Source organism: Ideonella margarita (assembly GCF_038066635.1).
GTDB classification, from domain to species: domain Bacteria; phylum Pseudomonadota; class Gammaproteobacteria; order Burkholderiales; family Burkholderiaceae_C; genus Ideonella; species Ideonella margarita.
In genome coordinates this window covers 87,552-112,629 of sequence record NZ_JBBUTI010000007.1, presented here as the reverse complement: position 1 = coordinate 112,629, position 25,078 = coordinate 87,552, and the positions used below count along the sequence as shown (strand labels likewise).

The 25,078-nt window shown below is 66.0% G+C and carries 19 protein-coding genes and 1 tRNA gene; 12 read left to right on the top strand and 8 right to left on the bottom strand.

Annotated features, from left to right (window positions below; genetic code table 11):
• Positions 1–104: 104 nt before the first annotated feature.
• Together AACH00_RS11520 and AACH00_RS11515 are read left to right on the top strand one after the other, a co-directional pair.
• The gene (locus AACH00_RS11520; protein WP_341399283.1) at positions 105–2,987 is read left to right on the top strand and encodes a CheR family methyltransferase; all 2,883 of its coding nucleotides are present in this window, start codon (positions 105–107) and stop codon (positions 2,985–2,987) included.
• Between the two features lie 5 nt (positions 2,988–2,992).
• The gene (locus AACH00_RS11515; RefSeq protein WP_341399282.1) at positions 2,993–4,372 is read left to right on the top strand and encodes a PAS domain-containing sensor histidine kinase; all 1,380 of its coding nucleotides are present in this window, start codon (positions 2,993–2,995) and stop codon (positions 4,370–4,372) included.
• 18 nt (positions 4,373–4,390) lie between these two features.
• Here AACH00_RS11515 and AACH00_RS11510 read toward each other — a convergent pair whose 3' ends face one another.
• Positions 4,391–4,888 (bottom strand): GNAT family N-acetyltransferase, encoded by a 498-nt coding sequence (locus tag AACH00_RS11510; protein WP_341399281.1) that lies wholly within the window; start codon positions 4,886–4,888, stop codon positions 4,391–4,393.
• A gap of 59 nt (positions 4,889–4,947) precedes the next feature.
• Between AACH00_RS11510 and AACH00_RS11505 the strand changes: the two genes are divergently transcribed.
• Positions 4,948–5,886, top strand: a complete 939-nt coding sequence (locus AACH00_RS11505; RefSeq protein ID WP_341399280.1) for an alpha/beta fold hydrolase — start codon at positions 4,948–4,950, stop codon at positions 5,884–5,886.
• Positions 5,887–5,908: 22 nt separating this feature from the next.
• Here the strand turns inward: AACH00_RS11505 and AACH00_RS11500 are convergent, their stop codons facing one another.
• Genes AACH00_RS11500 through AACH00_RS11485 form a run of 4 tightly spaced genes read right to left on the bottom strand, consistent with a single transcriptional unit; the run spans position 5,909 to position 9,253 of the window.
• Positions 5,909–8,008, bottom strand: a complete 2,100-nt coding sequence (locus AACH00_RS11500) for a VC_2705 family sodium/solute symporter (RefSeq protein WP_341399279.1) — start codon at positions 8,006–8,008, stop codon at positions 5,909–5,911.
• Positions 8,009–8,013: 5 nt separating this feature from the next.
• Positions 8,014–8,298, bottom strand: a complete 285-nt coding sequence (locus AACH00_RS11495; protein ID WP_341399278.1) for a sodium/substrate symporter small subunit — start codon at positions 8,296–8,298, stop codon at positions 8,014–8,016.
• Between the two features lie 44 nt (positions 8,299–8,342).
• Positions 8,343–8,930 (bottom strand): tetratricopeptide repeat protein, encoded by a 588-nt coding sequence (locus AACH00_RS11490; protein WP_341399277.1) that lies wholly within the window; start codon positions 8,928–8,930, stop codon positions 8,343–8,345.
• On the bottom strand, positions 8,927–9,253 hold the full coding sequence (locus AACH00_RS11485) for a hypothetical protein (protein ID WP_341399276.1): 327 nt from the start codon (positions 9,251–9,253) through the stop codon (positions 8,927–8,929). Before AACH00_RS11485 ends, AACH00_RS11490 begins: the two co-directional genes overlap by 4 nt.
• A gap of 178 nt (positions 9,254–9,431) precedes the next feature.
• Here AACH00_RS11485 and prfB point away from each other — a divergent pair.
• The 4 genes from prfB to AACH00_RS11465 all read left to right on the top strand — a co-directional run bounded on the left by prfB (position 9,432) and on the right by AACH00_RS11465 (position 14,956).
• A protein-coding gene (prfB, locus tag AACH00_RS11480) for a peptide chain release factor 2 (RefSeq protein WP_341399275.1) occupies positions 9,432–10,536 on the top strand; the annotation gives its coding sequence in 2 pieces (ribosomal slippage) (positions 9,432–9,512 and positions 9,514–10,536; 1,104 coding nt in all).
• Complete coding sequence (locus AACH00_RS11475) at positions 10,536–11,210, top strand: HAD family hydrolase (protein WP_341399274.1); 675 nt, start codon at positions 10,536–10,538, stop codon at positions 11,208–11,210. The genes prfB and AACH00_RS11475 overlap by 1 nt, the downstream gene beginning before the upstream one ends.
• Before the next feature lie 19 nt (positions 11,211–11,229).
• Positions 11,230–13,902, top strand: coding sequence for an aminopeptidase N (gene pepN, locus AACH00_RS11470; RefSeq protein ID WP_341399273.1), 2,673 nt, complete (start codon positions 11,230–11,232; stop codon positions 13,900–13,902).
• Positions 13,903–13,939: 37 nt separating this feature from the next.
• On the top strand, positions 13,940–14,956 hold the full coding sequence (locus tag AACH00_RS11465) for a class 1 fructose-bisphosphatase (RefSeq protein WP_341399272.1): 1,017 nt from the start codon (positions 13,940–13,942) through the stop codon (positions 14,954–14,956).
• 10 nt (positions 14,957–14,966) lie between these two features.
• Here AACH00_RS11465 and AACH00_RS11460 read toward each other — a convergent pair whose 3' ends face one another.
• Positions 14,967–15,599: a D-sedoheptulose-7-phosphate isomerase gene (locus AACH00_RS11460; protein WP_341399271.1), complete on the bottom strand. Its 633-nt coding sequence runs from the start codon at positions 15,597–15,599 to the stop codon at positions 14,967–14,969.
• A gap of 174 nt (positions 15,600–15,773) precedes the next feature.
• On the opposite strand from AACH00_RS11460, the gene AACH00_RS11455 reads away from it, so the two are divergent.
• The 4 genes from AACH00_RS11455 to AACH00_RS11440 all read left to right on the top strand — a co-directional run bounded on the left by AACH00_RS11455 (position 15,774) and on the right by AACH00_RS11440 (position 20,331).
• Positions 15,774–15,849: transfer RNA gene (locus tag AACH00_RS11455), tRNA-Thr, on the top strand.
• 311 nt (positions 15,850–16,160) lie between these two features.
• Positions 16,161–18,356: a glycosyltransferase family 2 protein gene (locus AACH00_RS11450; protein WP_341399270.1), complete on the top strand. Its 2,196-nt coding sequence runs from the start codon at positions 16,161–16,163 to the stop codon at positions 18,354–18,356.
• A gap of 17 nt (positions 18,357–18,373) precedes the next feature.
• The gene (locus AACH00_RS11445; RefSeq protein WP_341399269.1) at positions 18,374–19,189 is read left to right on the top strand and encodes a sulfotransferase domain-containing protein; all 816 of its coding nucleotides are present in this window, start codon (positions 18,374–18,376) and stop codon (positions 19,187–19,189) included.
• A gap of 5 nt (positions 19,190–19,194) precedes the next feature.
• Entirely contained in the window at positions 19,195–20,331 is a 1,137-nt protein-coding gene (locus AACH00_RS11440) for a UDP-galactopyranose/dTDP-fucopyranose mutase family protein (protein ID WP_341399268.1), read from the top strand.
• 63 nt (positions 20,332–20,394) lie between these two features.
• Here the strand turns inward: AACH00_RS11440 and AACH00_RS11435 are convergent, their stop codons facing one another.
• Positions 20,395–22,458 carry a hypothetical protein gene (locus AACH00_RS11435; RefSeq protein ID WP_341399267.1) on the bottom strand — a complete coding sequence of 688 codons (2,064 nt, stop codon included), beginning with the start codon at positions 22,456–22,458 and terminating at the stop codon, positions 20,395–20,397.
• Between the two features lie 182 nt (positions 22,459–22,640).
• Between AACH00_RS11435 and AACH00_RS11430 the strand changes: the two genes are divergently transcribed.
• Complete coding sequence (locus AACH00_RS11430) at positions 22,641–23,642, top strand: hypothetical protein (RefSeq protein ID WP_341399266.1); 1,002 nt, start codon at positions 22,641–22,643, stop codon at positions 23,640–23,642.
• Positions 23,643–23,798: 156 nt separating this feature from the next.
• Here AACH00_RS11430 and AACH00_RS11425 read toward each other — a convergent pair whose 3' ends face one another.
• Positions 23,799–24,959, bottom strand: a complete 1,161-nt coding sequence (locus AACH00_RS11425; protein ID WP_341399265.1) for a hypothetical protein — start codon at positions 24,957–24,959, stop codon at positions 23,799–23,801.
• Between the last annotated feature and the right edge of the window lie 119 nt (positions 24,960–25,078).

Genomic DNA, 25,078 nt, shown 5'->3' with positions numbered 1-25,078 from the left:
TTTACAAAGGGCATGATGACGATCGGAGAGGCCGAAAACAATCGGTTTCATTCGGCGCGGTTCAAAGCTACCATCGCGCCCATCGATGACCTTCGCTGTTGCACATGGCCGCTGACCGGGATACCACCGACGTGAGTCACACAGGGCCATGGGTCGTTGGCATCGGCGCCTCTGCAGGCGGGCTGGAAGCGCTGCAACAGTTCTTCAACGCGGTCGAGCGTCCCTCCCGCTGCGCCTTCGTGGTGCTGCAACACCTGGCCCCCGATCACAAATCGATGATGGTCGAGCTGCTGGCCAGGCACACCACGCTGTCGGTGCAGGCCGCCGTTGATGGATGCGAGCTGATCGAGGAAACGGTGTACCTGCTGCCCCCGGGTGTCTCGATGACGCTGGTGGGCAACACCCTCCTGTTCGAGCCGCGCCCCAGCCACGGCCTGGCGCTGCCGATCGACCACTTCTTTCAATCCCTGGCCAAGGCCTGCCCGGAACGGGCGGTCGGCATCGTGCTGTCGGGCTCGGGCTCTGACGGCAGCCTGGGCTGCGAGGCCCTGCGCCAGGCCGGCGCCTATGTGCTGGTGCAGACACCCGAGAGCGCCCGCTTCGACAGCATGCCGCGCAGCGTGCTGGCCAATACCCAGATCGATGCCTGCCTGCCACCGTCGGGCCTGGCGCGGCTGGCCGTGGACATTGCCGGCGGCACCAGCACCCGCCTGACCCAGGGCGGCATTCTGGAAGTGCAGCAGCTGCGGCCCGCCCTGCAGCGCGTGTTCGACCAGCTCTTCAGCCACTGCGGCATCGACTTCAGCCATTACAAGCTGCCCACCGTGATGCGCCGCCTCGAGCGCCGCATGCTGGTGACGCAGATGGCCAGCGTGTCCGATTACGCCGACATGCTGGAGCGCACCCCCGCCGAGGTGGAGCACCTGCGGCGTGAGTTGCTGATTCCGGTGACCAGCTTCTTCCGCGACCCTGAAGCGTTTGACGCTCTGTCCACGGAGGTGCTGCAGCCTGTGCTGCGCACCCGCCCGGCCAACCGGCCGCTGCGCATCTGGTGCGCGGGTTGCGCGACCGGCGAAGAGGCCTACACGCTCGCCATCACGCTGCTGGAAGCCTGTGAGGCGGCGCAAAGCTGGCCTGGCTTCAAGGTGTTTGCCACCGACGTGGACCCCCGCGTGCTGGAACTGGCCGCAGCCGGCAGCTACCCGGTCGCCATGCTCGGCCACATCAGCGAAGCACGCCTGAACCGGCACTTCAACCGCCAGGGCGACCGGCTGGTGGTGAAGCCCGAGTTGCGGCAGATGGTGCTGTTCGCCCGCCACAACCTGCTGGAAGACGCGCCCTTCACACGCATGGACGTGGTGGTGTGCCGCAACACGCTGATCTATTTCCAGGCAGACGCGCAGGACCGTGTGTTGCGCCGCATGCAGTACGCGCTGCTGCCTGGCGGTACCTTGTTTCTGGGCGGCAGTGAGTCACTCGGCAGCCTGCAGCCTGACTTCAGCATCATCAACAACAGCCAGAAACTGTACCGGCTGGAGCGGGCCGTGCTGGGCGCATCGGGCCTGCACGACGGCTTCCTGCGCAACGGCGGCACGCCGCGCCGGGCCGTGGGCGACGCCCGCAACGGCCGGGCCAGCTCGCTGATCGACGAAGGCTTGCTGAGGCTGGTACAGGACTACGTGCCCGCCAGCTTCCTGGTGAGCAGCCAGCGCCAGCTGCTGCATGCCTGGGGCACGACCCGCCGATACCTGCGCATGCCCGAGGGCAGTGGCACGCTCGATGTCTTCCGGCTGCTGCCGGAACGGCTGGGGCCGGTTGCCGCCCATGTGCAGCAACTGGCGCTGCGTGAAGCCGGCCCGCACCGCTCGGTGCCGGTGCAGCTGGAGCTTGACGGCCAGCAGGTGCGGATCACCGTGCTCGCGCGACGGCTAGACCAGGACGATGCCGACGACTGCGTGCTGCTGACCCTTGAAGAAGCGCCGGCCGAGGTGTCGCCGAACCTCAACGGCGAGGGCCAGCTCACCGAAGGCGAAAGCCTGATCACGCTGGAGCGCGAGCTGTCGGCGACCAGGCAAAGCCTGCAGGCCACGATCGAAGAGCTGGAGTCGTCGAACGAAGAATTGCAGTCGACCAATGAAGAGCTGATGTCCTCGAACGAGGAACTGCAATCGACCAACGAAGAGCTGCAGTCAGTCAACGAAGAGCTCTACACCGTCAACGCCGAGTTCAATGCCAAGCTAGAAGCGGTGAATGCGCTGAACGCCGACCTCGAAGGCATGGCCCAGGCCACCGGCATCGCCACGCTCTTCATCGACCCGCAACTCGCTCTGCTGCGTTTCACGCCGGAAGCCGGCATGTTGTTCCGCCTGCGTCCGGGTGACACAGGCCGCTCCATCGAGGACTTCAACAGCCTGCTGCTGTACCCGGAGCTGGTGCCTGACCTGCGGCGCTGCATTGACGGCGAAGACCTGATCGAGCGCGAGGTGCCCGGCCCGCACGGCAGTCACTACCTGGCGCGTCTGGTGGCCTACAACGCACGGCCCGGTTTGCCGCGCCGCGTGGTGGTGAGCTTCATCGACGTCACCCGCATGCGCGACGCCAGCCGCCTGCAATTCCTGATCGACTCGCTGCCTGAGCACATCGCCGTGCTCGATCGCCAGGGCACCATCCGCCGCGTCAATCGCGCCTGGGCCCGGTTTGCCGAGGGCAACGGCGCGAATGGCCTGTGTGACGTCGGCGCCAACTACCTCGCGGTGCTGGCCCGATCCAGCACGGTGCAGTCGCAGGAAGCGCTGGCGGGCTTGCAGGAGGTGCTGCAAGGACAACGAAGCAGCTATTCGCTGGCCTACGACTGCCATAGCCCCGATGAGCAACGCTGGTTCGTGATGCAGGCCCGGCCGCTCGAAGGGCCGGACAAAGGCATGGTGGTCACGCACCACCAGGTTGATCCGTCGCTGTTCACGAACGTTGCCGGCCCTGGAGCCTGACACTGATGCCACATTCCGCCGCACGCCAACCCGCCTTGATCTGGCCCGATGCCCCGGACAACATCAAGCCTGACGAACGTGTGGCCGAGGTGGCGCTGAAGGCGCTGCGCAAGGGCGATGTGGAGCGCGCCGCCGCGCTGCTCGACCAGGGCACCGGCCAGGGCGGCCTGACCATGGCCGAGCTGCTGCGGCTGCACCTGGCCGAAACCGAAGCACAGTCCCGCCAGCAGCAGGCCCTGCAGGCGCACACCGAAGCGGTGCTGAGCTGGTTCACCAAGCTGTTCGAAGCCCTGCCGGTGCCTGCGTTGCTGCTGGGCAGCCAGGGCCAGCTGCGTGAGGCGAACAAGGCCGCCTGCCGCTACCTTGGCTTGCCCCACCCGCTGCCGCTGCAACCGATGGCGCTGCGGCGCTTCATGACCGGCTCGGACGCCGACCGCACCTGGCTCAACCTGCTGCAGGAGGTCCGGCAGAACGGTGAGACCGAGCGCGACGAATGGCTGCTGCAGCCCCTGACGGGCGAGGCGCGTGTGGCGCAGCTCAAGCTGTGCCACGCGCCGGTGCTGGACGCCGACCGTGACAATGAGGTGCTGGTGTGCACCCTCACCGACCTGACCGATCGTGCCGCCCGGCAGCTGGCCGAGCAGCGCGCGAGCGTGGCACAGCAGCAGCGGCAACTGGCGTCTGATGCGAGCGACGCCAAGACGCAGATGCTGTCGCGGGTCAGCCATGAACTGCGCACGCCGCTGAACGCCATCATGGGGTTTTCGCAGCTGCTGCAGGGCGATCTGGACACGCTGCCGGAGGCCCATCGGCCTTACCTGGCCCACATCCTGCGCGCCAGCCAGGATCTGCTCAGCCTGGTCGACGAGGTGCTGGAAATCAACCGCGCTGAAGCCGGGCATCTCCGGCTCGACATGACCGCCCTGAGCCTGCGCGATGAAGCCCGACTGTCACTGCAACTCAACCAGCAGGCCACCGGGCCGCTGCAGGTGGAGCTGCAGATGACCGAGCCAGAAGACACCCCGCCCATGGCCCGTGGCGACGCGCGCCGCGTGCGCGAGATCCTGTGCAACCTGATCTCGAATGCCATCAAGTACAACCGATTCCGAGGCGAAGTGCGGCTGGTCATCGGCCATGACGCACAGCGCATCTGGGTGGACGTGTCTGACCAGGGGCTGGGGCTGGACGCACGGCAGCAGGCGCACCTGTTCGAGCCGTTCAACCGCCTGGGGGCCGAGCGTGGCGCGGCCCGCGGCTTCGGCCTGGGCCTGAGCATCTGCAAGGCCTACTGCGACGCGATGGATGGCCAGCTGACCCTCGTGCACAGCAGCGAGCAAGGCAGTTGCTTCCGCCTCAGCCTGCCGCGCTGGGACCGCCTCGGCTGAGCGAGGCTGAACGGCAGCTCAAGGCTGCGCTTGCTGGCTGGCCAAAGCCGCCAAGCCATCGCCGGTCACCCGGCAGATTCGCCAGTCGGGCAGCACCGTGGCACCCATCTTCTGATAGAGCGTGATGGCGGGCTGGTTCCAGTCCAGCACCGACCATTCAAAACGGCCACAGCCTCGTTCGACGGCCAATGCCGCCAGCTGGCGCAGAAAGGTCTGACCCAGCCCACGCCCGCGGTGGGCTGGCTGCACGTACAGATCCTCCAGATACAGGCCGGGCCTGCACTTGAAGGTTGAAAAATTGGTGAAGAACAGGGCGAAGGCCACCACGGCGCCGTCAACCTCGGCCACCAGGCATTCCGCGGCGGGTCGCTCGCCAAACAGGTGCGGCATCAGGCGCTCGGGCGTGGTTTCGACCTGGTCTGCGAGGTTCTCGAAGACGGCCAGCTCGGTGATCAAGGCGACGATGGCCGGCACATCACGAGGCTCGGCGGCGCGCAGTGGGGTATGGAGGGTCATGCCTTGATTCTGTCACCGGGCCGACAGCGCCGCAGCGCGCAGATGGCTACCATCAGCCGATGAGCGACACCTCCGTTTACCAGCCCCTGCGCGCTGGCCGAAGCCTCTTCGTGCCCGTTCGCGGCCTGCGCTACCACGTGACGATGTGGGGCGATACCTCGCTCATCACCCCGGAGCGGCCGGCCCTGGTGATGGGCCACGGCTACATGGACGTCGGCGCCTCGTTCCAGTTTCTGGTGGACGCGCTGGCGCGGCTGGAGGGCGAGGTGCGCTGCGTCATCGCCCCCGACTGGCGCGGCTACGGCCTGACGCGCCCCGACGGCGCCGACAGCTACTGGTTTGCCGATTACCTGGGCGACCTCGACGGCTTGCTGGCGTCACCCGAGCTGGGTTTGCAGGCCAACCAGCCCATCGACCTGCTCGGCCACAGCATGGGCGGCAACATCGTGATGAGCTACGCCGGCGTGCGCGACCAGCGCATCAGGCGTCTCATCAACCTCGAAGGTTTTGGCTTGCCCGCCACAAAGCCCTCCCAAGGCCCGGGCCGACTGGCCCAGTGGCTGAACGAGTTGCAGACCCCGCAGGTGCTGCGCGATTACGCCAGCCTCGACGAAGTCGCCCAGCGCCTGCGCAAGACCAACCCCCGCCTGCCGGCTGACCGCGCCGCCTGGCTGGCTCGCCATTGGTCAGAGCAAGGTGCCGACGGCCGCTGGCAGATTCTGGGCGACCCGGCCCACAAGCGGCCCAGCGCCCTGCTCTATCAGGTGGAGGAAGTGCTGGAGACCTGGCGGCGCATCAGCGCGCCCGTGCTGTGGGTGGACGGTGATGAAACCAACCTCGTTCAGTGGTGGGGTGACCGGTATCCGCGCAGCGAATTTGATGCGCGCCTGAGCGTCGTCAGGCAGGTGGAGCGGCACACGCTGTCGCCCTGCGGGCACATGCTGCACCACGACCAGCCGGATGCGCTGGCAGCACTGCTGCACCGATTCCTCGCCTGATTCAGGCGATGCTGCCGCAGGCTCAGGCCCGCGGGTAGCGCAGGTCTTCGACGAATCGGCGGATCGACTCAGGCGGCTTCGGCGTGAGCAGGCTGACGATGATCGTCACCGCAAAGCCCACCGGCACGCCAAACACCCCGGCCGACACCGGCTGGATGCCCCACCACAGCTGCACCGGCCCCTGCACCCCCAGCAGCCCGCGCAGCCACGGGTGGGTGGCGCCCATGTACCAGCAGGTCAGGAAGAAGCCGGCCAGCATGCCGGCGGCCGCGCCCCAGCGGTTCGCGCGTTTCCAGAACACGCCCAGCACCAGCGCCGGGAAAAACGCCGAACCCGCCAGTGAAAACGCGGCCGACACCAGGAACAGGATATTGGCCGGCCGCTGTGCTGCCACGAACGCCGCGCCCAGCGCCACCACCAGCAGCAGCACCTTGGTGATCATCACCCGCCGGCCGGTGGAGGCCTCGGGGTCGACCATGCGGTAGTACATGTCATGGGAGAGCGCATTCGCGATCGTCAGCAACAGGCCATCGGCCGTGGACAGCGCCGCCGCCAGCCCGCCGGCCGCCACCATGCCCGAAATGACGTACGGCAGGCCGGCGATCTCGGGCATGGCCAGCACGATGATGTCGCCGCCAATGCGGATTTCACCCAGCTGCAGCAGGCCGTCGTGGTTGATGTCTACCACCGACAGCAAGTTGGCATCGACCTTCGACCAGTTGGCGACCCAGGCCGGCAGATCGGCAAACGGCAGGCCCACCACATGGTTGAAGATCTCGAACTTCACCAGCACCGCCAGCGCGGGCGCCGTGATGTAGAGCAGCGAGATGAACAGCAATGACCAGGCCACCGATTCGCGCGCCTCTTTCACCGACGGCGTTGTGTAGTAACGCGTCAGGATGTGCGGCAGGGCCGCGGTGCCCACCATCAGGCAGAACACCAGCGCAATGAAATTGCGGCGCGAGAGCTCGAAGGCACGGCGCTCTTCCACCGTGCCATCGGGGTTGCCGGCGAACTGCTGGGCATGGTCGGGCATGCCGGCCAGGGGCCGTGCCCGCTCTTCCAGCGCCAGCCGCTGGGCGGTCCACAACTCACGGGCGGCGGCTTCGGTCTTGGGCTGCGATAGCAAGGCGCGCTCGGCCGCCTGGATGTCGCGCTGGGGGGCATTCGCCTGCTTCAACGCAGCAATCCGGTGGCGCAGCGTTTCCACGTCGGCGGCCATGGCTGAGGGCACATCACGCAGCCGGGAGCCCAGCTCATCGGCCTGCAGGCGCAGCGCGGCGATGACTTCCTTCTCCTTCGGGTCGGCCTTCAGGCGCTTTTCCGCCTCGCTCACGGCCTGCAGTTGCTGGCCGTAAATCGCCTGCGGGACGGGCACGCCGGTCTGCTTCACGCTCAGCCACACCACCGGCACCAGGTAGGCGATGACGAGCACGATGTACTGCGCGACCTGCGTCCAGGTGACGGCCCGCATGCCGCCCAGAAAGGAGCACACCAGGATGCCGCCCAGGCCGAGGAACACGCCGATCTCGAAGGAGGCGATGCTGGTCAGGCGGGTGGTGATCAGGCCCACGCCGTAGATCTGCGCCACCACGTAGATGAACGAGCACAGGATGGCCGCGGCCACGCCGATGAAGCGGGTGAGGTTGCCCTCGTAGCGCGCACCGAGAAAATCAGGAATGGTGAATTGGCCGAACTTGCGCAGGTAAGGCGCCAGCAAAAACGCCACCAGGCAATAGCCGCCCGACCAGCCGAGGATGTAGGCCAGGCCGTCGTAGCCGGTCAGGTACAGCGTGCCGGCCATGCCGATGAACGAGGCGGCACTCATCCAGTCTGCCCCGGTGGCCATGCCGTTGTAGACCGCCGGCACGCGCCGCCCGGCCACGTAGTACTCGGCGGCGTCAGTGGTGCGGCACAACACGCCGATCACGGCGTACACCACCACCGGCGCGGCCAGAAACACGAAGCCGATGTAGCGCCGCGGCAAGCCCCATTGCTCCAGCAGCACCATGATGCCCACGAACAGCAGGAAGCAGGCGGTGTAGCCGGCATACAAGCTGCCGAGGCGTTTGCGGAAGCCGCGGCTGGCCAGCACGGACGGACGAACGGGGCGGGAAAACATGGCGCTCAATCCCGCTCGTGCAAATCAAACCGGTGATCCAGCCAGTTCATGCCCACGGCATGCACCACCACCAGCAGCACATAGATCAGCAAAGCCCCCTGCGCAGCCAGCCAGAAGCTGAACGGCCAGCCGAAGAACGAGAACGACAGGTCGCGGGCGAAGTAGGTGCTGCCGAGTGTCACGAGCAGCCAGACCAGCAGCAGCCCGCCGGTGAACAGGCGGTTCAGGCGCCAGTGCTGGCGGCGCCGCGTGGTTTCGGTCGTCACTTCGGGTGCCAATTCGGTTGCCACTCCGGGAGCCACCTCCTTGCGTGTGTCGACCACCTCAGGCCTCCTCATGCACCTGCCCCCGCCAGTTTCAGCTCGGCCCGCAACTGGCTGGCCACCGCCGGCTCGAAGCCTTGCAGGTGTGCCACGATGCGATGGGCCTCCGCCGCATCGCCTGACTCAGCGGCAACGCACGCCAGCTGGTACCACGCGTGCGGACTGAACGGCTGCAACTCGGTGCAGCGCTGCAGCGCAGGCCGCGCCGCTTCCAGCTCACCCAGCCGCAAACGCGCCAGGCCGAGGCCATACCAGGCGGTGTCCAGCGCCGGCTTGAGGACAGTCGCACGCTCGAAGGCCGCAGCCGCCCGCGCCACATGGCCGGCCTGCTCTTCCAGATAACCCAGGTTGAACCACGCGGTGGCGTCTGCTTCAGGCTGCAGCGCCACCAGGTGACGGGCATCCTCCAGGGCACCATCCAGCCAGCCCGTCTGGTGACGCAGCCAGCTGCGGCGCGCCAGGGCCGGCAAATCCTGGGGGTTGATGGCCAGGCAGCGGTCAAGGGCGGCCAACGCACGGCGTGGCTGGCCCAGCCACACCCAGGCACGTGCCTGCCAGCGGGCGAGGTCAACGTCGGCGGGCACTGCCAGTGAGTTCATCGGCATGCCCCGGGGCCCAGGGCCAGGCACATCGACACCTTGGCGGCGGTGGCGCAGAACCACAGAAAGAGCAGCAGCAAAGCCACACAGCGCGACTGCGCCGACGCACTCAAGCCGGGACGTCCAGCGGCAGAAGCCAGGCGCAGCACCAGCGCATTGGCCGGAGCGGTTACCCAGGAAAGCAGGCGCCAGAAGGGGTTGGACTCGCGCGCCGATCCCGCCAGCAAGCCGACCAGCCACTGGCCGGCGCCTGCCATCAAGGCCACTTCCGCGACCAGCTTGACGCTGGTGATCAGCCACAACCCCACCCACATCATTGCCATGTCCGTTGGATGCCCGTGGACCGCCATCCACCACCCGGCGAGTCCTTCAGCTGCATTGTGTGTCCATTCAAGCAGCGCACCCCGGGCGGGAATAACCCGCAGTCGTGACACGCCGTTGCCGTCAGCGCATGAGAAAATACGCGGTTTCGCAAGACCAACAACTCCAAGGACACGCGTCATGGACATCGAACAAATCAATGCCATTGGCACCGCCCTCGCCGACCTGAGTCAACGGACTCAGGATCTTCGGGGGTATCTTTGACTACGATCGCAAAGCACTGCGACTGAACGAAGTCAACGCCACGCTCGAAAACCCAAGCATCTGGAACGACCCCAAGCGGGCGCAGGAGCTCGGCAAGGAAAAGAAGAGCCTGGACGACGTTGTCGGCACGATTGACCACCTGACGGGCAATCTGGCTGACAACAGCGAGCTCTACGAAATGTCGAAGGCCGACGGCGACATCGACGGCCTGCTCGCCATCAAGGACGAAGCTGACGCGCTGGGCGAGATCGTCGAGAAGCTGGAATTCCGCCGGATGTTCAGCAACCCGGCTGACCCGAGCAACTGCTTCATCGACATCCAGGCCGGCGCCGGTGGCACCGAGGCCTGCGACTGGGCCGGCATGCTGCTGCGCCAGTACCTGAAGTACTGCGAACGCAAGGGCTTCAAGGCTACGATGGAAGACGAGACGCCGGGCGAAATCGCCGGCATCAAGAGCGCCACCATCAAGGTGGAAGGCGATTACGCCTTCGGCCACCTGCGCACCGAAACCGGCGTTCACCGCCTGGTGCGCAAGAGCCCGTTCGACTCGTCGGGCGGTCGCCACACCTCGTTCGCCTCGCTGTTCGTGTACCCGGAAGTGGATGATTCGATCGAGATCGACATCAACCCGTCCGACGTGCGCACCGACACCTTCCGCGCTTCCGGCGCGGGCGGCCAGCACATCAACAAGACCGACTCGGCGGTGCGCCTGACGCACATCCCGACCGGTATCGTGGTGCAGTGCCAGGACGGTCGCAGCCAGCACAGCAACCGGGACGTGGCGTGGAAGCGCCTGCGCTCGCGGCTGTATGACTTCGAAATGCGCAAGCGCATGGAAGAGCAGCAGAAGCTGGAAGACACGAAGACCGACGTGGGCTGGGGCCACCAGATCCGCTCGTACGTGCTCGACAACAGCCGCATCAAGGACTTGCGCACCAACGTCGAAATCTCGGCCACCCAGAAGGTGCTCGACGGCGACCTGGACGCGTTCATCGAGGCCAGCTTGAAGTCGGGCCTGTGATGCTGGCGGGGCCCGCTGCCGGCTTCGACGCGCTGCTGTTCGACCTCGACGGCACGCTGATCGACAGCATGCCGCTGCACCAGCGCGCCTGGTCGCAGTGGTTTGCCGGCCAGGGCCGTCCGCTGGCTGACGAAGCCGGTTTTTTTGCCGCCACTGCGGGGCGCACCAACGCCGAGATCCTGGCCGAGTACTTTCCGCAGCACACCGCGGAAGTTCACGAGGCCATGGCCGACGCCAAGGAAGCGCTCTACCGCGCCGAGGCCGCCGTGCAGCTGCAGGCGATTGCCGGTGGCCTGGCGCTGCTGCAAACCGCCCGGGCCCGCGGCCTGAAGCTGGCCGTATGCACCGCCGCACCGCCGGGCAACATCGCGGTGGCGTTCGAGCGCTTCGGCCTGGGCGCGCTGGTCGACACCGTCACCAGCCCGGCCGACGGCCTGCGCGGCAAGCCCCATCCTGACATCTTCGAGGCCGCGGCCCAGCGGCTGGCCTGCCCGCCCGAGCGCTGCCTCGTGTTTGAAGACGCCCCCCTGGGTGTCGAGGCCGCACGCCGCGCCGGCATGCGGGCCTTTGCTCTGACCACCACCCTGGACGCTGCGGCGTTCCAGCCTTTTTCCAACCTGATCGGCACGGCGAGAGATTTCACCGAGCTGGATCAGACCCTGCTGTTTGTCTGACTAGGACACCACCACCATGATGCGTGAAGGCACTGCCAACATCGTCCGCCGGGAGGATTACCTCGCTCCCGCCTACTGGATCCGCACGGTCGACCTGACCTTCGATCTGGACGCGGCCAAGACCATCGTCGCCAGCAAGCTCTTCATCGAGCGCAACCTCGAGCAGATGGAGCAGCCGCTGCGCCTGCACGGCGAAGACCTGAACCTGCTGCGCGTGCTGGTGGATGGCCAGAGCGTTTCGTTCCGCCACGAAGACGGCATGCTGGTGATCGACGCCCCGCAGCAGTCGGCGTTCACGCTCGAGATCCGCAACACGGTGGCGCCCGAGAAGAACACCCAGCTGAGCGGCCTGTACGCCTCGGGCTCGGGCCTGTTCACGCAGTGCGAGGCCGAAGGCTTCCGCCGCATCACCTATTTCCTGGATCGCCCGGACGTGATGGCGGTCTACACCGTCACCCTGCGCGGCGACAAGCAGAAGTACCCGGTGCTGCTGTCCAACGGCAACCTGCTGGAGCAGGGCGATCTGGACAACGGCCGCCACTTCGCCAAGTGGCATGACCCGTTCCGCAAGCCGAGCTACCTTTTCGCCCTGGTGGCCGCCGACCTGGTGGCCCGCGAGCAGCGCGTGCGCAGCCGCAGTGGCCGCGACCACCTGCTGCAGGTCTTCGTCAAGCGCGGTGATCTGGAGAAGACCGAGCATGCGATGAACTCGCTGGTCGCCTCGATGATCTGGGACGAGCACCGCTTCAACCTGCCGCTCGATCTGGAGCGCTTCATGATCGTCGCCGTTGATGACTTCAACATGGGCGCGATGGAGAACAAGGGCCTGAACATCTTCAACACGAAGTACGTTCTGGCCAGCGCCGCCACCGCCACCGATGCCGACTTCGACGGCATCGAGAGCGTGGTCGGCCACGAGTATTTCCACAACTGGACCGGCAACCGCATCACCTGCCAGGACTGGTTCCAGCTGAGCCTGAAGGAAGGCCTGACGGTCTTCCGCGACCAGGAATTCAGCATGGACATGGCGGGCAGCGCCAGCGCGCGCGCGGTGCGCCGCATCGGCGATGTGCGCTCGCTGCGTGAACGCCAGTTCCCGGAAGATGCCGGCCCGATGTCGCACCCGGTGCGCCCTGACGCTTACCAGGCCATCGACAATTTCTACACCGCCACGGTGTACGAAAAGGGCTCGGAAGTGGTGCGGGTGATCCACACCCTGGTCGGGCAGCAAGGTTTCGCCGCTGGCATGGCGCTGTACTTCCAGCGTCACGACGGCTTTGCCGTGACCTGCGACGACTTCGCCCAGGCGATGGCCGATGCCAACCCCTACAGCCCGCTGGCGCACAACCTCGACGTGTTCAAGCGCTGGTACTCGCAGGCCGGCACGCCGCGCCTGACGGCCCGTGGTGAATACAACGCGGCCAACGCCACGTTCACCCTGTATTTGTCGCAGCACAACCCGGCCCTGCCGGGCCAGAACGACAAGCTGCCGCAGCTGCTGCCCGTGGCCGTGGGCCTGCTGGCCCGCGACGGCACCGCCCTGCCCCTGCAGTTGGCCGGTGAAGACCACGCCGTCGGCACGGACCGCGTGCTGGTGATGACCGAGGCGCAGCACACCTTCACCTTCGTGAACGTGCAGGCCGATTGCGTGCCATCGCTGCTGCGCGGCTTCTCGGCCCCGGTGGTGCTGGACGACGGCCTGACCGACGCCGACCTGCTGGTGCTGATGGCCCACGACACCGACGCCTTCAACCGGTGGGAAGCCGGCCAGCGCCTGGCACTGAACCGCATCCGCGCCGCACTGAACAGCGATGCCCCGGCCGCGCTTGATGACGCCTTCATCGAAGCCATGCGCGCGGTGCTGAACGACACCCGCCTCGACCCGGCCTTCAAGGAACTGGCGCTGCTGCTGCCGTCCGAGGTGTACGTGGCCGATCAGGTGACGGGCATCGACCCCCAACGCCTGCACAGCGTGCGCGAAGCCATGGTCGACCAGCTGGCCACCGCCCTGCATGCCGAATGGGAAGCTGCCTTCGCGGCCAACCAGGTGCGCGCAGGCTACAAGCCCGACGCCGTGCAGAGCGGCCAGCGCGCCCTGGCCAACCTGGCCCTGACGATGCTGGTGCGTCACGCCAGCCTGACCGGTGACACGGTGTGGCCGGGCCGCGCCTACCAGCGCTTCAAGGACGCGTCGAACATGACCGACCGCCTGGGTGCCCTGGAAGCCCTGGTGAACAGCCACTCGGAGCTGGCACAGCCGGCGCTCGACCGCTTCCACGCCCTGTTCCGCCACGAAGCCCTGGTGCTCGACAAGTTCTTCATGCTGCAAGGCCGCGCCCCCGAGAAGGATGGCCGCGTCTTCGCCCGCATCAAGCAGCTCATGCAGCACCCGGACTTCACGCTGACCAACCCGAACCGCGCCCGCTCGCTGCTGTTCGCGCTGACGGCCGGCAACCCGGCGGCCTTCCATCGCACCGATGCCGCCGGCTACGTGTTCTGGGCCGACATGGTCATCACCTTGGACACGCTGAACCCGCAGCTGGCTTCGCGTTTCGCCCGTGCGCTCGACCGCTGGACGAACCTGGCCGAGCCGTACCGCAGTGCCGCCCGCGAAGCCATCGCGCGTGTGTCTGCCAAGGCCGACCTCAGCAGCGACACGCGCGAGATCATCGACCGCGCGCTGGCCGGCTGAGCCCTCGAGGCAACCGCATTCACATCAAGGAGCTTTCATGACCAAACGCATCAGCCTGACCCAGTACCTGGTCGAGCAGCAGCGTGAACACGGCCACATCCCGGCGCAGCTGCGCCTGCTCATCGAAGTGGTGGCCCGCGCCTGCAAGCGCATCGCCATCTCGGTGAACAAGGGCGCGCTCGGCGAGGTGCTCGGCAGCGCCAACTCGGAAAACGTGCAGGGCGAAGTCCAGAAGAAGCTCGACATCATCTCGAACGAGGTGCTGATCGAGGCCAACGAGTGGGGCGGCCACCTGGCCGCCATGGCCTCGGAGGAAATGGACTCGATCCACGTCGTGCCGAACCGCTATCCGCAAGGCGAGTTCATGCTGCTGTTCGACCCGCTCGATGGCTCCAGCAACATCGACGTGAACGTCTCCATCGGCACGATCTTCTCGGTACTGCGCAAGGTGAACAACCAGCGCGGCGTCAGCGAAGAAGACTTCCTGCAGCCGGGCAAGCAGCAGGCCGCGGCCGGCTACTGTATCTACGGCCCGCAGACCACCCTGGTGCTGACGGTGGGTGATGGCGTCGCGATGTTCACGCTCGACCGCGAGCAGGGCTCTTGGGTGCTGACGGAAGAAAACGTCCGCGTGCCGGAAGACACCAAGGAGTTCGCCATCAACATGTCGAACATGCGGCACTGGGATGACTCGGTGAAGCGCTACATCGACGACTGCCTGGCCGGCAAGGACGGCCCGCGCGGCAAGGACTTCAACATGCGCTGGGTGGCCTCGATGGTGGCCGACGTGCACCGCATCCTGACCCGCGGCGGCGTGTTCCTCTACCCGTGGGACAAGCGCGAGCCCGAGAAGGCCGGCAAGCTGCGTCTGCTGTATGAAGCCAACCCGATGAGCTTCCTGATCGAGCAGGCCGGCGGCATGTCGACCAACGGTCACCAGCGCATCATGGACCTGCAGCCCGTGCGCCTGCATGAGCGCGTCAGCGTGATCCTGGGTTCGCGCAATGAGGTGCAGCGCGTGACCGACCTGTACGCCGCCAACAAGGCCGGCTGAGCCAGGTGCCTCAGCCCTGGGACAGACCCAGGGCTGATTCGATCACGCTGCACAGCACGTGACCGATGAACAGATGGGCTTCCTGCACCCGCGCCACATTGGCGTCGGGCACGCGGATGGTCAGGTGGCACTCGCCGTCCGGCGCGCTGCCTGCCAGGCCAAACAGGCCCACGGTGAGCAGACCGGCGTCCTTGGCCGCCTTCACGGCGTTGGTCAGGCTGGCGCCGGGCACCCCGGCGCTCAGCACCAGCAAGGCGTCACCTGCCCGCCCCAGGCCACTGACCTGGCGCGCATACACCTCGTCAAAACCGTAGGTGTCACCAATGCCGGTCAAGGCTGGCGTGTTGGCTGCCAGAGCCAGCGCGGCCAGCGGACGGCGCTCCTGCGCGAACCGGCCGGCGAGGTCTGCGGCCAGATGGTGCGCGGTGGCCGCCGAGCCTCCATTGCCGCACAGCAACAGCTTGCCGCCCGCCGACAGGCAGGCGGCCAGGCGATCACCGGCATCACAGATCGGCCGCCGCAGCACCTCCAGCCCACCAAACACGCGTCGATGCGCCAACAACGCGTTCGCGAAGCTGTGCGTCGCCATGTCGGTGGCGAGTGCGTTGAAGACGAAGTGCAGTGGTTCGGTCAGGATGCTCATGCGGAGCGCCTCCTCGGCGCCTGAAATCTGAGACTTCTTTCACGGTGCGCCATGCTCGCACCGCCGCCACGCCCCGCAAAGGGAGAGAAGCGCGCCAAAACACCCTCAACTCGTGCCGCAAGGCATGAGTCGCCACGAAAAACCGCCGAAAGTTCTGCTATAGTGCTGGTTTTCGCCGGTGTAGCTCAGTTGGTAGAGCAGCTCATTCGTAATGAGAAGGTCGAGGGTTCGACTCCTTTCTCCGGCACCAAAATCCGAAAGGGGCCTGACGGCAACGTCAGGCCCCTTTTGCGTTTCTGGTGCGCGCCGGCCAAGCTGCCGAGTGAACGGCACATCTGCAGGGCCACCGCCATGAGCCGCGCAGGGAACCATCGACCCGGCCTCGGTAACACTTTGTCACCAATAGGTCGGCAGTTCGCGGGTGTGTCAATGTGTATGAACATGGGGGTCTGCCGCCTCGATCTTCTGGCAATAATGGCTGTTGACTGCCTGCGAGCAGGGTGAGGTTCAACGATGTTGTTGAACCATCCCTGGCCCGCCACCTTCGATACCAAGGCCCCCATGAGCAACTCGTTCACCTTCCCGGAAGGCATGACGCCCTACACCCACCACCGTGGCCGCCCGCTTTACAGGGTACAGGGCGTGGAAACCATGGCAGCTGGCTCGAGCCACATGAATTTCCTGCATTCCGGGGAAGCCACGCGAGGTGGCGTGAATCAGGGCGCCTTGCTGCGTGCTGGCGAGTGGATCGGCTCCGGCACCTTCCGCAACAGCCTGTTCCTGGAGCCCTGGGCCCAGATGACGTCGGTGCGCGACCTGAACCTGGTCATTGAGTTCGCCGGCGCACTTCGCGTGCGCATCACCCGGGTCAGCCGCGGACAAGGGGCTGAGCTGCTGCACGAAACCACGCTGCAATCCGCCAGCCGCACCCGCCATGTCATCTCGCTGGGTTCGCCCGGCGACTACCCGGAATCGACACGGTTGTTCTGGCACATCGAGAGTGCCGGCGTGGGCGCCCAGCTCTTTGATGCCAGCTACTGCGCCGGGGTGGCACCGCGCCAGGATTGCCGTCTGGCCGTGCTGATGCGCACCTTCGGCCGCACCGCCGACGTGAAGGCCCTGCTGCAGCGCTTCATCGACGCCGCTGCCGACGAGCCCTTCCACGCCGAGTTGCTGCGCCACATGCACTTCCTGGTGCTCGACACCACGCCGGGCTCCGAAACCGCCTGGGACGACGAATGGCTGTGTGCCTTGAATGTCGACGTGCACTTCGGCCCGAACCTGGGTGGTGGCGGCAATGCCGGTCACCTCATCAAGCTGTTCAACGAAGCCTGCGACGCCAGCGATGCGCCGCCGACGGAAGTGCTCATCCTCGACGATGACCTGTCGATGTCGATGGAGACGCTGGCCCGCTACTTCATGTTCGTGGCCTACCGCGCCCAGGAGTGCCTGACCAGCCTGCCGGTGTTGATGAAGAGCCGCCCGACGGTGGTGTGGGAAGACGGTGGTTTCTGGGGCCGCCTGAACTTCCATGAGGCCGGCGATTTCAGCCGCAAGCGCAACCTGTTCCCGAACCTGCTGAAGCACGGCCTGACGCTCGACAACTTCGAGAAGGTCGACCAATTCAGCCCGCTCAACACCTGCGAGTACGCCACTTTCATCTTCTTCGGCCTGTCGGCCAAGTCGCTGCGCAAGCTGGGCTATCCGGTGGCCTTCTTCCTGCGCGGTGATGACATCGAGATGTCGCTGCGCGCCCAGGAAGCCGGCCTGCAGATGATCACCAACCCCAACCTGGCCGCGTGGCATGAACCCGCCCACTCGTACGGGCAGGAATACATGGCGATCCTGCACGGGATCATCATCAACCTGCGCTACGGTGAACACGACGCCGGCTTCTATGCCCGCTACTTCGAGGACCGCATGCACGAGCATGCCTCCATCGACGACGAGGTCGGCCTGACGCTCTACCGTGACATCCTGCTGGAGTTGCTGAACACCAAGTCCCAGGTGCTGACCGACGACTTCCAGCAGCACTACCTCACCAAGCTCAAGACCCTGTCGGCGCACCGCATGACGCGCCTGCCGGACGTCGACCGCGAAGCGCTGGAGCGGCGTGCGCGTGAGGAAAAGACCTTGCTCGTTCCGTTCGTGTACCCGGGCTATCACAGCCAGGTGCGCAAGTTCCGCAACGTGGTGCTCATCAACCATCCGCTGCGCAGCTACCGTGAAGTGCCGCCGATGCCCATCGCCGCCAAGGTGAGCCTGATGGCCGAGTACGGCCAGCTGATGATGCGCCTCACGGAAGAGTTCGACACCATCGTGACGCACTGGCGCGCTCGCTTGGCCGAGACCGGTGGCGAGACCTTCTGGCAACGCATCCGTGACCGTTACGCGGGCCAGACCCGGCAACTGGCCACGTGGCGCCGCCCGAACGCAATCGCCGCGGCAGACGCAACCCAGGTGAGCCATGACGCCCAGGCCGGTGCTGCCGCTGACGCAGCCACCGCCAAGCTGGTCAACCGCCTTCGCGGCGCTGCATTGAGCCACGAACAGAGCCACCAGAGCCTGGCAGCCAATGACACCCGTGAGGCGGGCTCGGACATGGCGGATAGCGAGGTCGATGTGGCCGAGCTGCCCATGGACTTCGATGCCGAGTTTTACCTGGTGCTGAACCCGGACGTGATGAAGTCAGGCATGTCGGCAAAAACGCATTACCTGAAGTTCGGCCATCTTGAAGGCCGCCGCTACCGCGTCTGAACACTCTCCACCTGCCCATGAAACCCAACAAGCGACACGGCGCCGGCGACGCATTGCGCGCCTACATCTACACGATCCCGAAGGCAGGCACCTACCTGATGGACGAGTACCTGACCCAACTGGGCATGACGCCTACGGGTTGGCATGTGTCGATGACGCATTACCTGGACACCCGGCAATTCGATGCCGATACCAACCGGGTCCAGCCCTCGCGCACCAGCGTGCCGCGCTCGTACCTGGGCACCTTGAAGAACGTCCCGGCAGGTGGACACGCCTTCGGTCACTTCAGCCCGAGCTACATCCCGCCTGCGTTGATGCAGTCGCTGAACTACCGGATCGTGGCTGTGCGGCGGCACCCGAAGGAAGTGCTGGTCTCGGAGTTCATCGACTTCCGCCATCGCCGCAGTGACGTGCACTTCGTCAGCGAAGCCACCGTGCCCGACCCGGCCCACGCCTTCGAGATCTACCTGCGCGAGCACGGACCGGTCATCAAGAACATCTGTGCCAATTACGCGCTGCTCAAAGACCTGCACCTCAACCATTTCTACCAGGAGCTGGTCGGGCGGCACCGCTTCATCTTCGCGGACTTCCGTACCTTCATCGATACCAAGCGCGGCGGCGACACTGCCCTGCGCATCGCCGAGTTCCTGGGCATCGACCTGCCGCAGGACGAGGTGCTGGCCCGCTGGCGCGCCGCCCTCGACGCCGACAACAAGACCAAGTCGGATACGGTGCAACTGCCCTATGCGCGGGAAAGCCTGTGGACCCCCACGGCCCTGCAGATCTACAAAGACCTTGGCCTGGCAGCCATGGAATCTCACCTGGGCTACTGATCGCCATGAGCACACCTCTCCGTTATGGCATGGCTGGCGCCGGCTTGTCGTGCGCCGTGATCGCGCGTGAACTGGCCGAACAGGGACACCAGATCACGATCTTCGAGCGCCGCTCGCACGTGGCTGGCAACTGCCACACCGAACGAGACGAGGCTTCGGGCGTGATGGTGCACATCTACGGCCCGCACATCTTCCACACCGATGATGACGAGGTCTGGGCACTGGTGAACCGCTACATGCGCTTCATGCCCTACGTGAACCGCGTCAAGGCCACGGCCCAGGGCAAGGTGTTTTCGCTGCCGATCAACCTGCACACGATCAACCAGTTCTTTGGCCAGACGCTGCTGCCGGCCGAGGCGCGCGCCTTCATCGAGGCCAAGGCCGACAAGAGCATCACCGACCCGCAGACGTTTGAAGAGCAGGCGCTGCGCTTCATCGGCCGCGAGCTGTACGAGGCCTTCTTCAAGGGCTACACGATCAAGCAGTGGGCCGTGCACCCGAGCCAGCTGCCGGCGTCGATCCTGAAGCGGCTGCCGGTGCGCTTCAACTACAACGACAACTACTTCTTCCACAAGCACCAGGGCATGCCGGAAGAGGGCTACACCCGCATGGTCGAGCGCATGCTGGACCACCCGAACATCACGGTGCAACTGGGGGCCTCGCTCAGCCGCGATGACGTGGCTCGTTTCGACCATGTGTTCTGGTCGGGCCCGGTGGACGGCTTTTACGGCTACGACCAGGGACGCCTGCCCTACCGAACGCTGGACTTCGAACGCTTCGAAGGCGACGGCGACCTGCAGGGCTGCGCGGTGATGAACTACAACGATGAGGACGTGCCTTTCACGCGCATCACCGAGCACAAGCACTTCTCACCCTGGGAAGAGCATGACAAGTCGGTGTGCTACCGCGAATTCAGCCGGGCTTGCGGCCCCGATGACACGCCCTACTACCCCGTGCACCTGACTGCCGGTGACGAGTTGCTCAAGGCCTACCAGGCCCGCGCAGCGGCCGAGCCCGGCGTGACCTTCGTCGGCCGGCTGGGCACCTACCGCTACATGGACATGGACGTGACCATCCGGGCGGCCCTGGATACCGTGCGTGCCCACGTGGCAGCGCGCCGGGCACCCGCCACGCCGACCTGAAGCGTGGCCTCAGGTCGGGCTTGATGCCCGCCTGAGCGCGGCGCCGTGCCCGGCCTCAGCGGCTCACGGCGTCCAGCGCACCTGCGTCTGGACAGCGCCGCCGGCACAGCCTCCCAAGCCCACGTGCAACTTCACCTCGCGGCCTTGCGCGTCCCAGTCTGCGGGCGCGCCCTCGTCCAGGTCCAGCCTGACTCGGGCCTGGGTCTCGACGGTGCCAGGCTGCCAAGCCAATGCCCGCACCACTGGTTGTGCACCGGCCATGCCACTGGCACCCAGCATGCGCTGCACCGTCTGGGCTTCACCCCAGGCTTGCGTGCCCACCACCTGCCCCTGCCGCAGATGCTGAAGCACGACGCCCAGGCACGAGGTGGCCTCGCGCGGCGCATGCCCAAGCGGCATGTTCAAGCTCAATCCCGTTTGCCGCGTCACGCCCTTGAGCCAGGCCGTGGCATGCGCCGTGGCCTGTGCCGACGGCGTCTGCAGGACGAAGCCGTCACGCAGCGGGTCAAAGGCCGCCGTGGCCAGGGCCGCCTCGGGCAGCACCTGCCCCTGCGGGCCCACCCGGTGCACATGCACCGCCGCGTGAACGAAGGAGCCGGGCAAGGTGGCCGAGGCCGGCGGTGGCGCCGTCTGCACCAGCACGATCTCGTCGGGGGCCAGGGTGAGGGTCAGCGCGCCGCCCGCGTCGAGCTGGGCAGTGTCGTTGCGCAGACCCGCAGCATCGGCCGCCAGGCGCACCAGTTGCACCCGCTGGCCGGCCAGCCCCTTGAGGGTCAGGCGCACGGTTTCGGTGGTGCCTTGTGCAGCGCCCGTGCCGGTGATGGCACCCTCGTCCGGCATCTCGGCCTGCTTGTTCCGCTTGGCGCCCTTCTCGGCTTGTTTGTCAGCCTTGCGCTCCGCCTTGCGTTCGGCCTTGCGGTCTGCCTTGCGCTCAGCCTTGCCGCCACCTGCCTGGGCGGCTGCGGCCTGGCGATCAGGGGCCGCTTCTTCCGTCTGGCGCGGCTGGTTCACCAGCAACACCGCGGTGCGCTCCGCGTCAGCGCTGGCATACACCTGCACCGGCGACTCCCCCTTGGCGCCGGTCGCCTGAACACGCCACGGCGCGAGCCGCTGGTACAGGCTCAAGGCCAGGTAGGCATGGCTGCGGTCAAAGTTGTTGCTGCGGGCGTTCCAGCGCACGAACGATTTGCCGTCGATGCCCGCCCAGAAACTCATGCAGACATGCTGTATCGACGGCGAGGCCATCAGGTTGTCGAGCGACTCGATGTAAAGCGCGCCAGCCTCATTGGTGCCACCCAGATCGGCGCGCTCGCCGATCTGCCACGGGGCGAACTGCGAAAAGATCAGTGGCTGATCGAGCTTCCGGCGGCCCATCTCGGTCTGCATCATCGACAGGAACTCATCGGTCTTGCCGTGATAGTTGTTCATCGTGATGAAGTCGACCCGTGGCCCGGCGGCATCGGTGCCCCCGACGCGGTCCATCACGCTCTGGAAGAAGTTCTTGCCGGGCTCGCCCACCGTCGGCTTGAGCGAGCCCTTCATGAACGCAGCCAGACCGAACCGGTCGCGCGGCGCCATCGGGTCGATCGCCTTGAAATAGGCCTGGTAGATGCGGGCCATGTCGGCGGCTGCCTCGGCGCTGTTGGTGCCGCGCAAGGCATGCTCAGGCTCGTTCCAGACCACCCAGTTGGCATTCGGGTAGCGCTGCAGGTAAGGCGTGGCCCAGGCAGCCATCAGCTGGGCCGTCTTGTCGATATCGAGGGGCGTCGGGTGCTCCGCGGGCTTGCGGATGTTGGCCGGGTGATACGGCGCCGGCGCACCCACCAGCCCGAAGTACGAACTCACGCCCTGGCGGCTCAGACGCTCTTGCAAGGTGTTGAACCAGGGGCTGGTGCTGCCGGCGTGCTTCAGCCCGTCCGCCGTGAAATGCCCTTCCTCCACCGCGAAGTTCTTCTTGCTGCCTTCGTCCGGGCTGTCGAAGTTCAAGGTGGTGCAGAAGGCGCGCGCCCCCACGTCTCCCAGCAAGGGGATGCTGTCGGGCAGCTTGTCAAAGCCGGTGGCCCGCGCAAATCCCAGCTTGCTGCTCAAAAAGGGATACCGCGCAACCGCCGTCGGGTCGATACTCACGGCCGTTGTGGCTTGGGCCGTCATCGTGCCCAGCAGCAGGACCAGACAGCCCGCCCGTTTTTTCCCGTTATTCATAAACGTTCTCCCAAAGTTATGCCGACGTGCAACCAGGCATTCGGCGCGAACCCACTGAACCTTCGACGCAAACGCCATCCGGCCCTGCCGGACTGCCACCCCATCGCATGAAAAAACGCATCGTCGTCCACATCGGCACCCACAAGACAGGCACCACATCGATCCAGCGCGCGCTGTATGAGCAACGGGCTGACCTGTCGGCTGCCGGCATTCTGTACCCCCGCACCGACCGCGACCGTGGCGACCGGCTCAGCCTGCGCAAGCACGGCGAGTTGTCTGCGGTGGCTCGCCGCGGCCGGCCTCAGGCGGTGGAGCGCGAACGCACGGCGCTGATCGAGGAATTTGAAGCCTCCGGCGCCACGACGATGATCGTCAGTGAAGAGGGCCTGTCCGGCCCCAACCCGAATTGCGCCGAGTTCTTCAAGCCGCTGGCAGAGACCTACGCGCTGGAGGTGGTTTGCTATCTGCGCCGCCAGGACATCTTCGTTGAATCGTTCTTCAACCAGGTCGTCAAGCGCGCTGAGCGTGAACTGAGCCAGGACATCATCGAATACACCAACAGCGAGCGTACCCGGTCGCGGCTGGATTACCACGGCATTCTTTGCTGGTGGCGCGACCTGCCGGCGAAGGTCACGGCGCTGGACTTTGCCGCCGAGGTCAAGCGGGGCTCCTTGATGGACTCCTTCACCCGCGCAGCCAACATCGAATCTGTGCGCCTGGTGGACACCCAGGCCAACACCTCGCCGGACATGCGCGTCATTCTGGCCATGATGGCGATGAACAAGGCGGGCCTGGATTACAACGAAAAGGCCGTGCTGCGCGCTGGGCAGCGCCTGGCCGAAAAAAGCGCGCTCAAGCCTTTGAAGCTGTTGCTGGGCCAGCGCGCACGGGCCGCCCTGCTGGCCGACTGTGCGGACAGCAACGCCCGTCTGGCCGCCGATTTCGGTGTGCAATTTGATTCCCGTCTGCCGGAAGAGGACGAGGCACCCGTGCTGGGCCCCGACCTGGACTACCTGCTCAACTTGCTTGGCAGCGCGACGTTGGGTGGCAAGCAAGGTGCTGACGGCCAGGCCGGCGGCGCGGACGACGGATTCAGGAAGCGGGCCTGAAGCAGTGCCAAGCGGACTGATCAGGCACCTGAGGCTGTCGGCCCCTGAAACTGTCGGATCCTGACGCGCCAGTCGCCTGCTTGCTGCTTGCCTGGTGAGGTCGACGGCCCCGTAGCCGCCGGCCATCGTCAAATCGACTGCCGCTCAACGCATCGCTCAACCAGCTTGGGCCGTGTCTGCCGCTTTGCCATGTCCGTTCAGCCTGGCCGCCTTGCGCTCGGCCTTCTCTGAGCGCTGCCCGTTTTTCTCGGTGCGGCGCTCCGTCTTGTCAGCCCGGCGCTGCAACCGGATCTCCTTCATGCGCTGCTTCTCCGCCTCGGCGGCGGCCTGCTGCGCAGGATCCAGCACGGCCTCGGCGTCCGTGTCGTCGTCATCGCGCTTGTCACGTCGCGCAGCCATCGCAGCCAGCAACTTCAGCACGTAGCCGGGTTGGGGGCGCTCGAGCGCAGTCTCGGGCTCGGCAGGCATGTCAGCTGCGAATTCAATGCCGAAGTCGTTGCGAAGGTCGGCATTGATGCCCTGGAACTGCTGCAAGAGCAGCGCGCGGTCGACGCTGCCCAAGGTGTGCTTGACCAGCTTGTAGCCCGCTTCTTCTTCCAGTGCCTTGGCAGCCCGGATCAGCCGCTTGTGGTTGTGGCCGATGCCCGCCACATGCAGGTCACGCAGCAGCAGCACCAGGTTCATGTCGGGCGACTTGTTGGCCATCTTCTCCGGCAGCACGCCCACACCCTGCAACTGGGCGGCTTGCAGGAAGCTGTTCAGCAGGCCGTGCTGCTTGACCTCGCGCGCAAAGTCGAGGGCGCGCACCTTGGCCGGAATGTTGCGCCAGTTGATCAGGGTCTGGTGGTAGTTCAGGCGGGCGCTGATGCGCTCGTCGCGCCAGAACTGGCTGATGGTGCGCTGCTCACCGGCCTCCGGGTCGCGCAGCATCTGGTTGTAGAGCGATTCGACGAACAAGTCTTGCCGGCGCAGGTAGCAGATCACCTCGATGTCGAAGTCATCGGCGAAGCGCTTGAAGAACTCGGGCACCGCCGGGTTGGGGGCCGACAAGCCCTCGGCGCTGACGATCATCGTCGAGCAGCCGCTGGCGTTGAACTCGTCCATCAACGCCTTGTATTCGGCATCGGCCAGCGCGGCATCTCGGCCCTTGGCGGCGGTGTTCACCGAGTGGTGCTTCGACGGCCGGGGGCCGCGATCCGTGCTCGGAAACAAGACCCCTGCAGCACGCAATTGGGCGCGCGATTCATACAGGGCCTTCTGGATCGACGTGGACCCGGTCTTGTGCGTACCGATGTGAGCGATGAGGCGCTTTTTCATGGAGTGTCAGCCGGGTAGTTGAGACAGCACCGTCACACCTCGCTTGCTACGGCAAGGTGTAACGATATGCGCTGCTCAAATACTAAAACAAGCCGCCTCCCGGCGCCTGCTTCAAATGG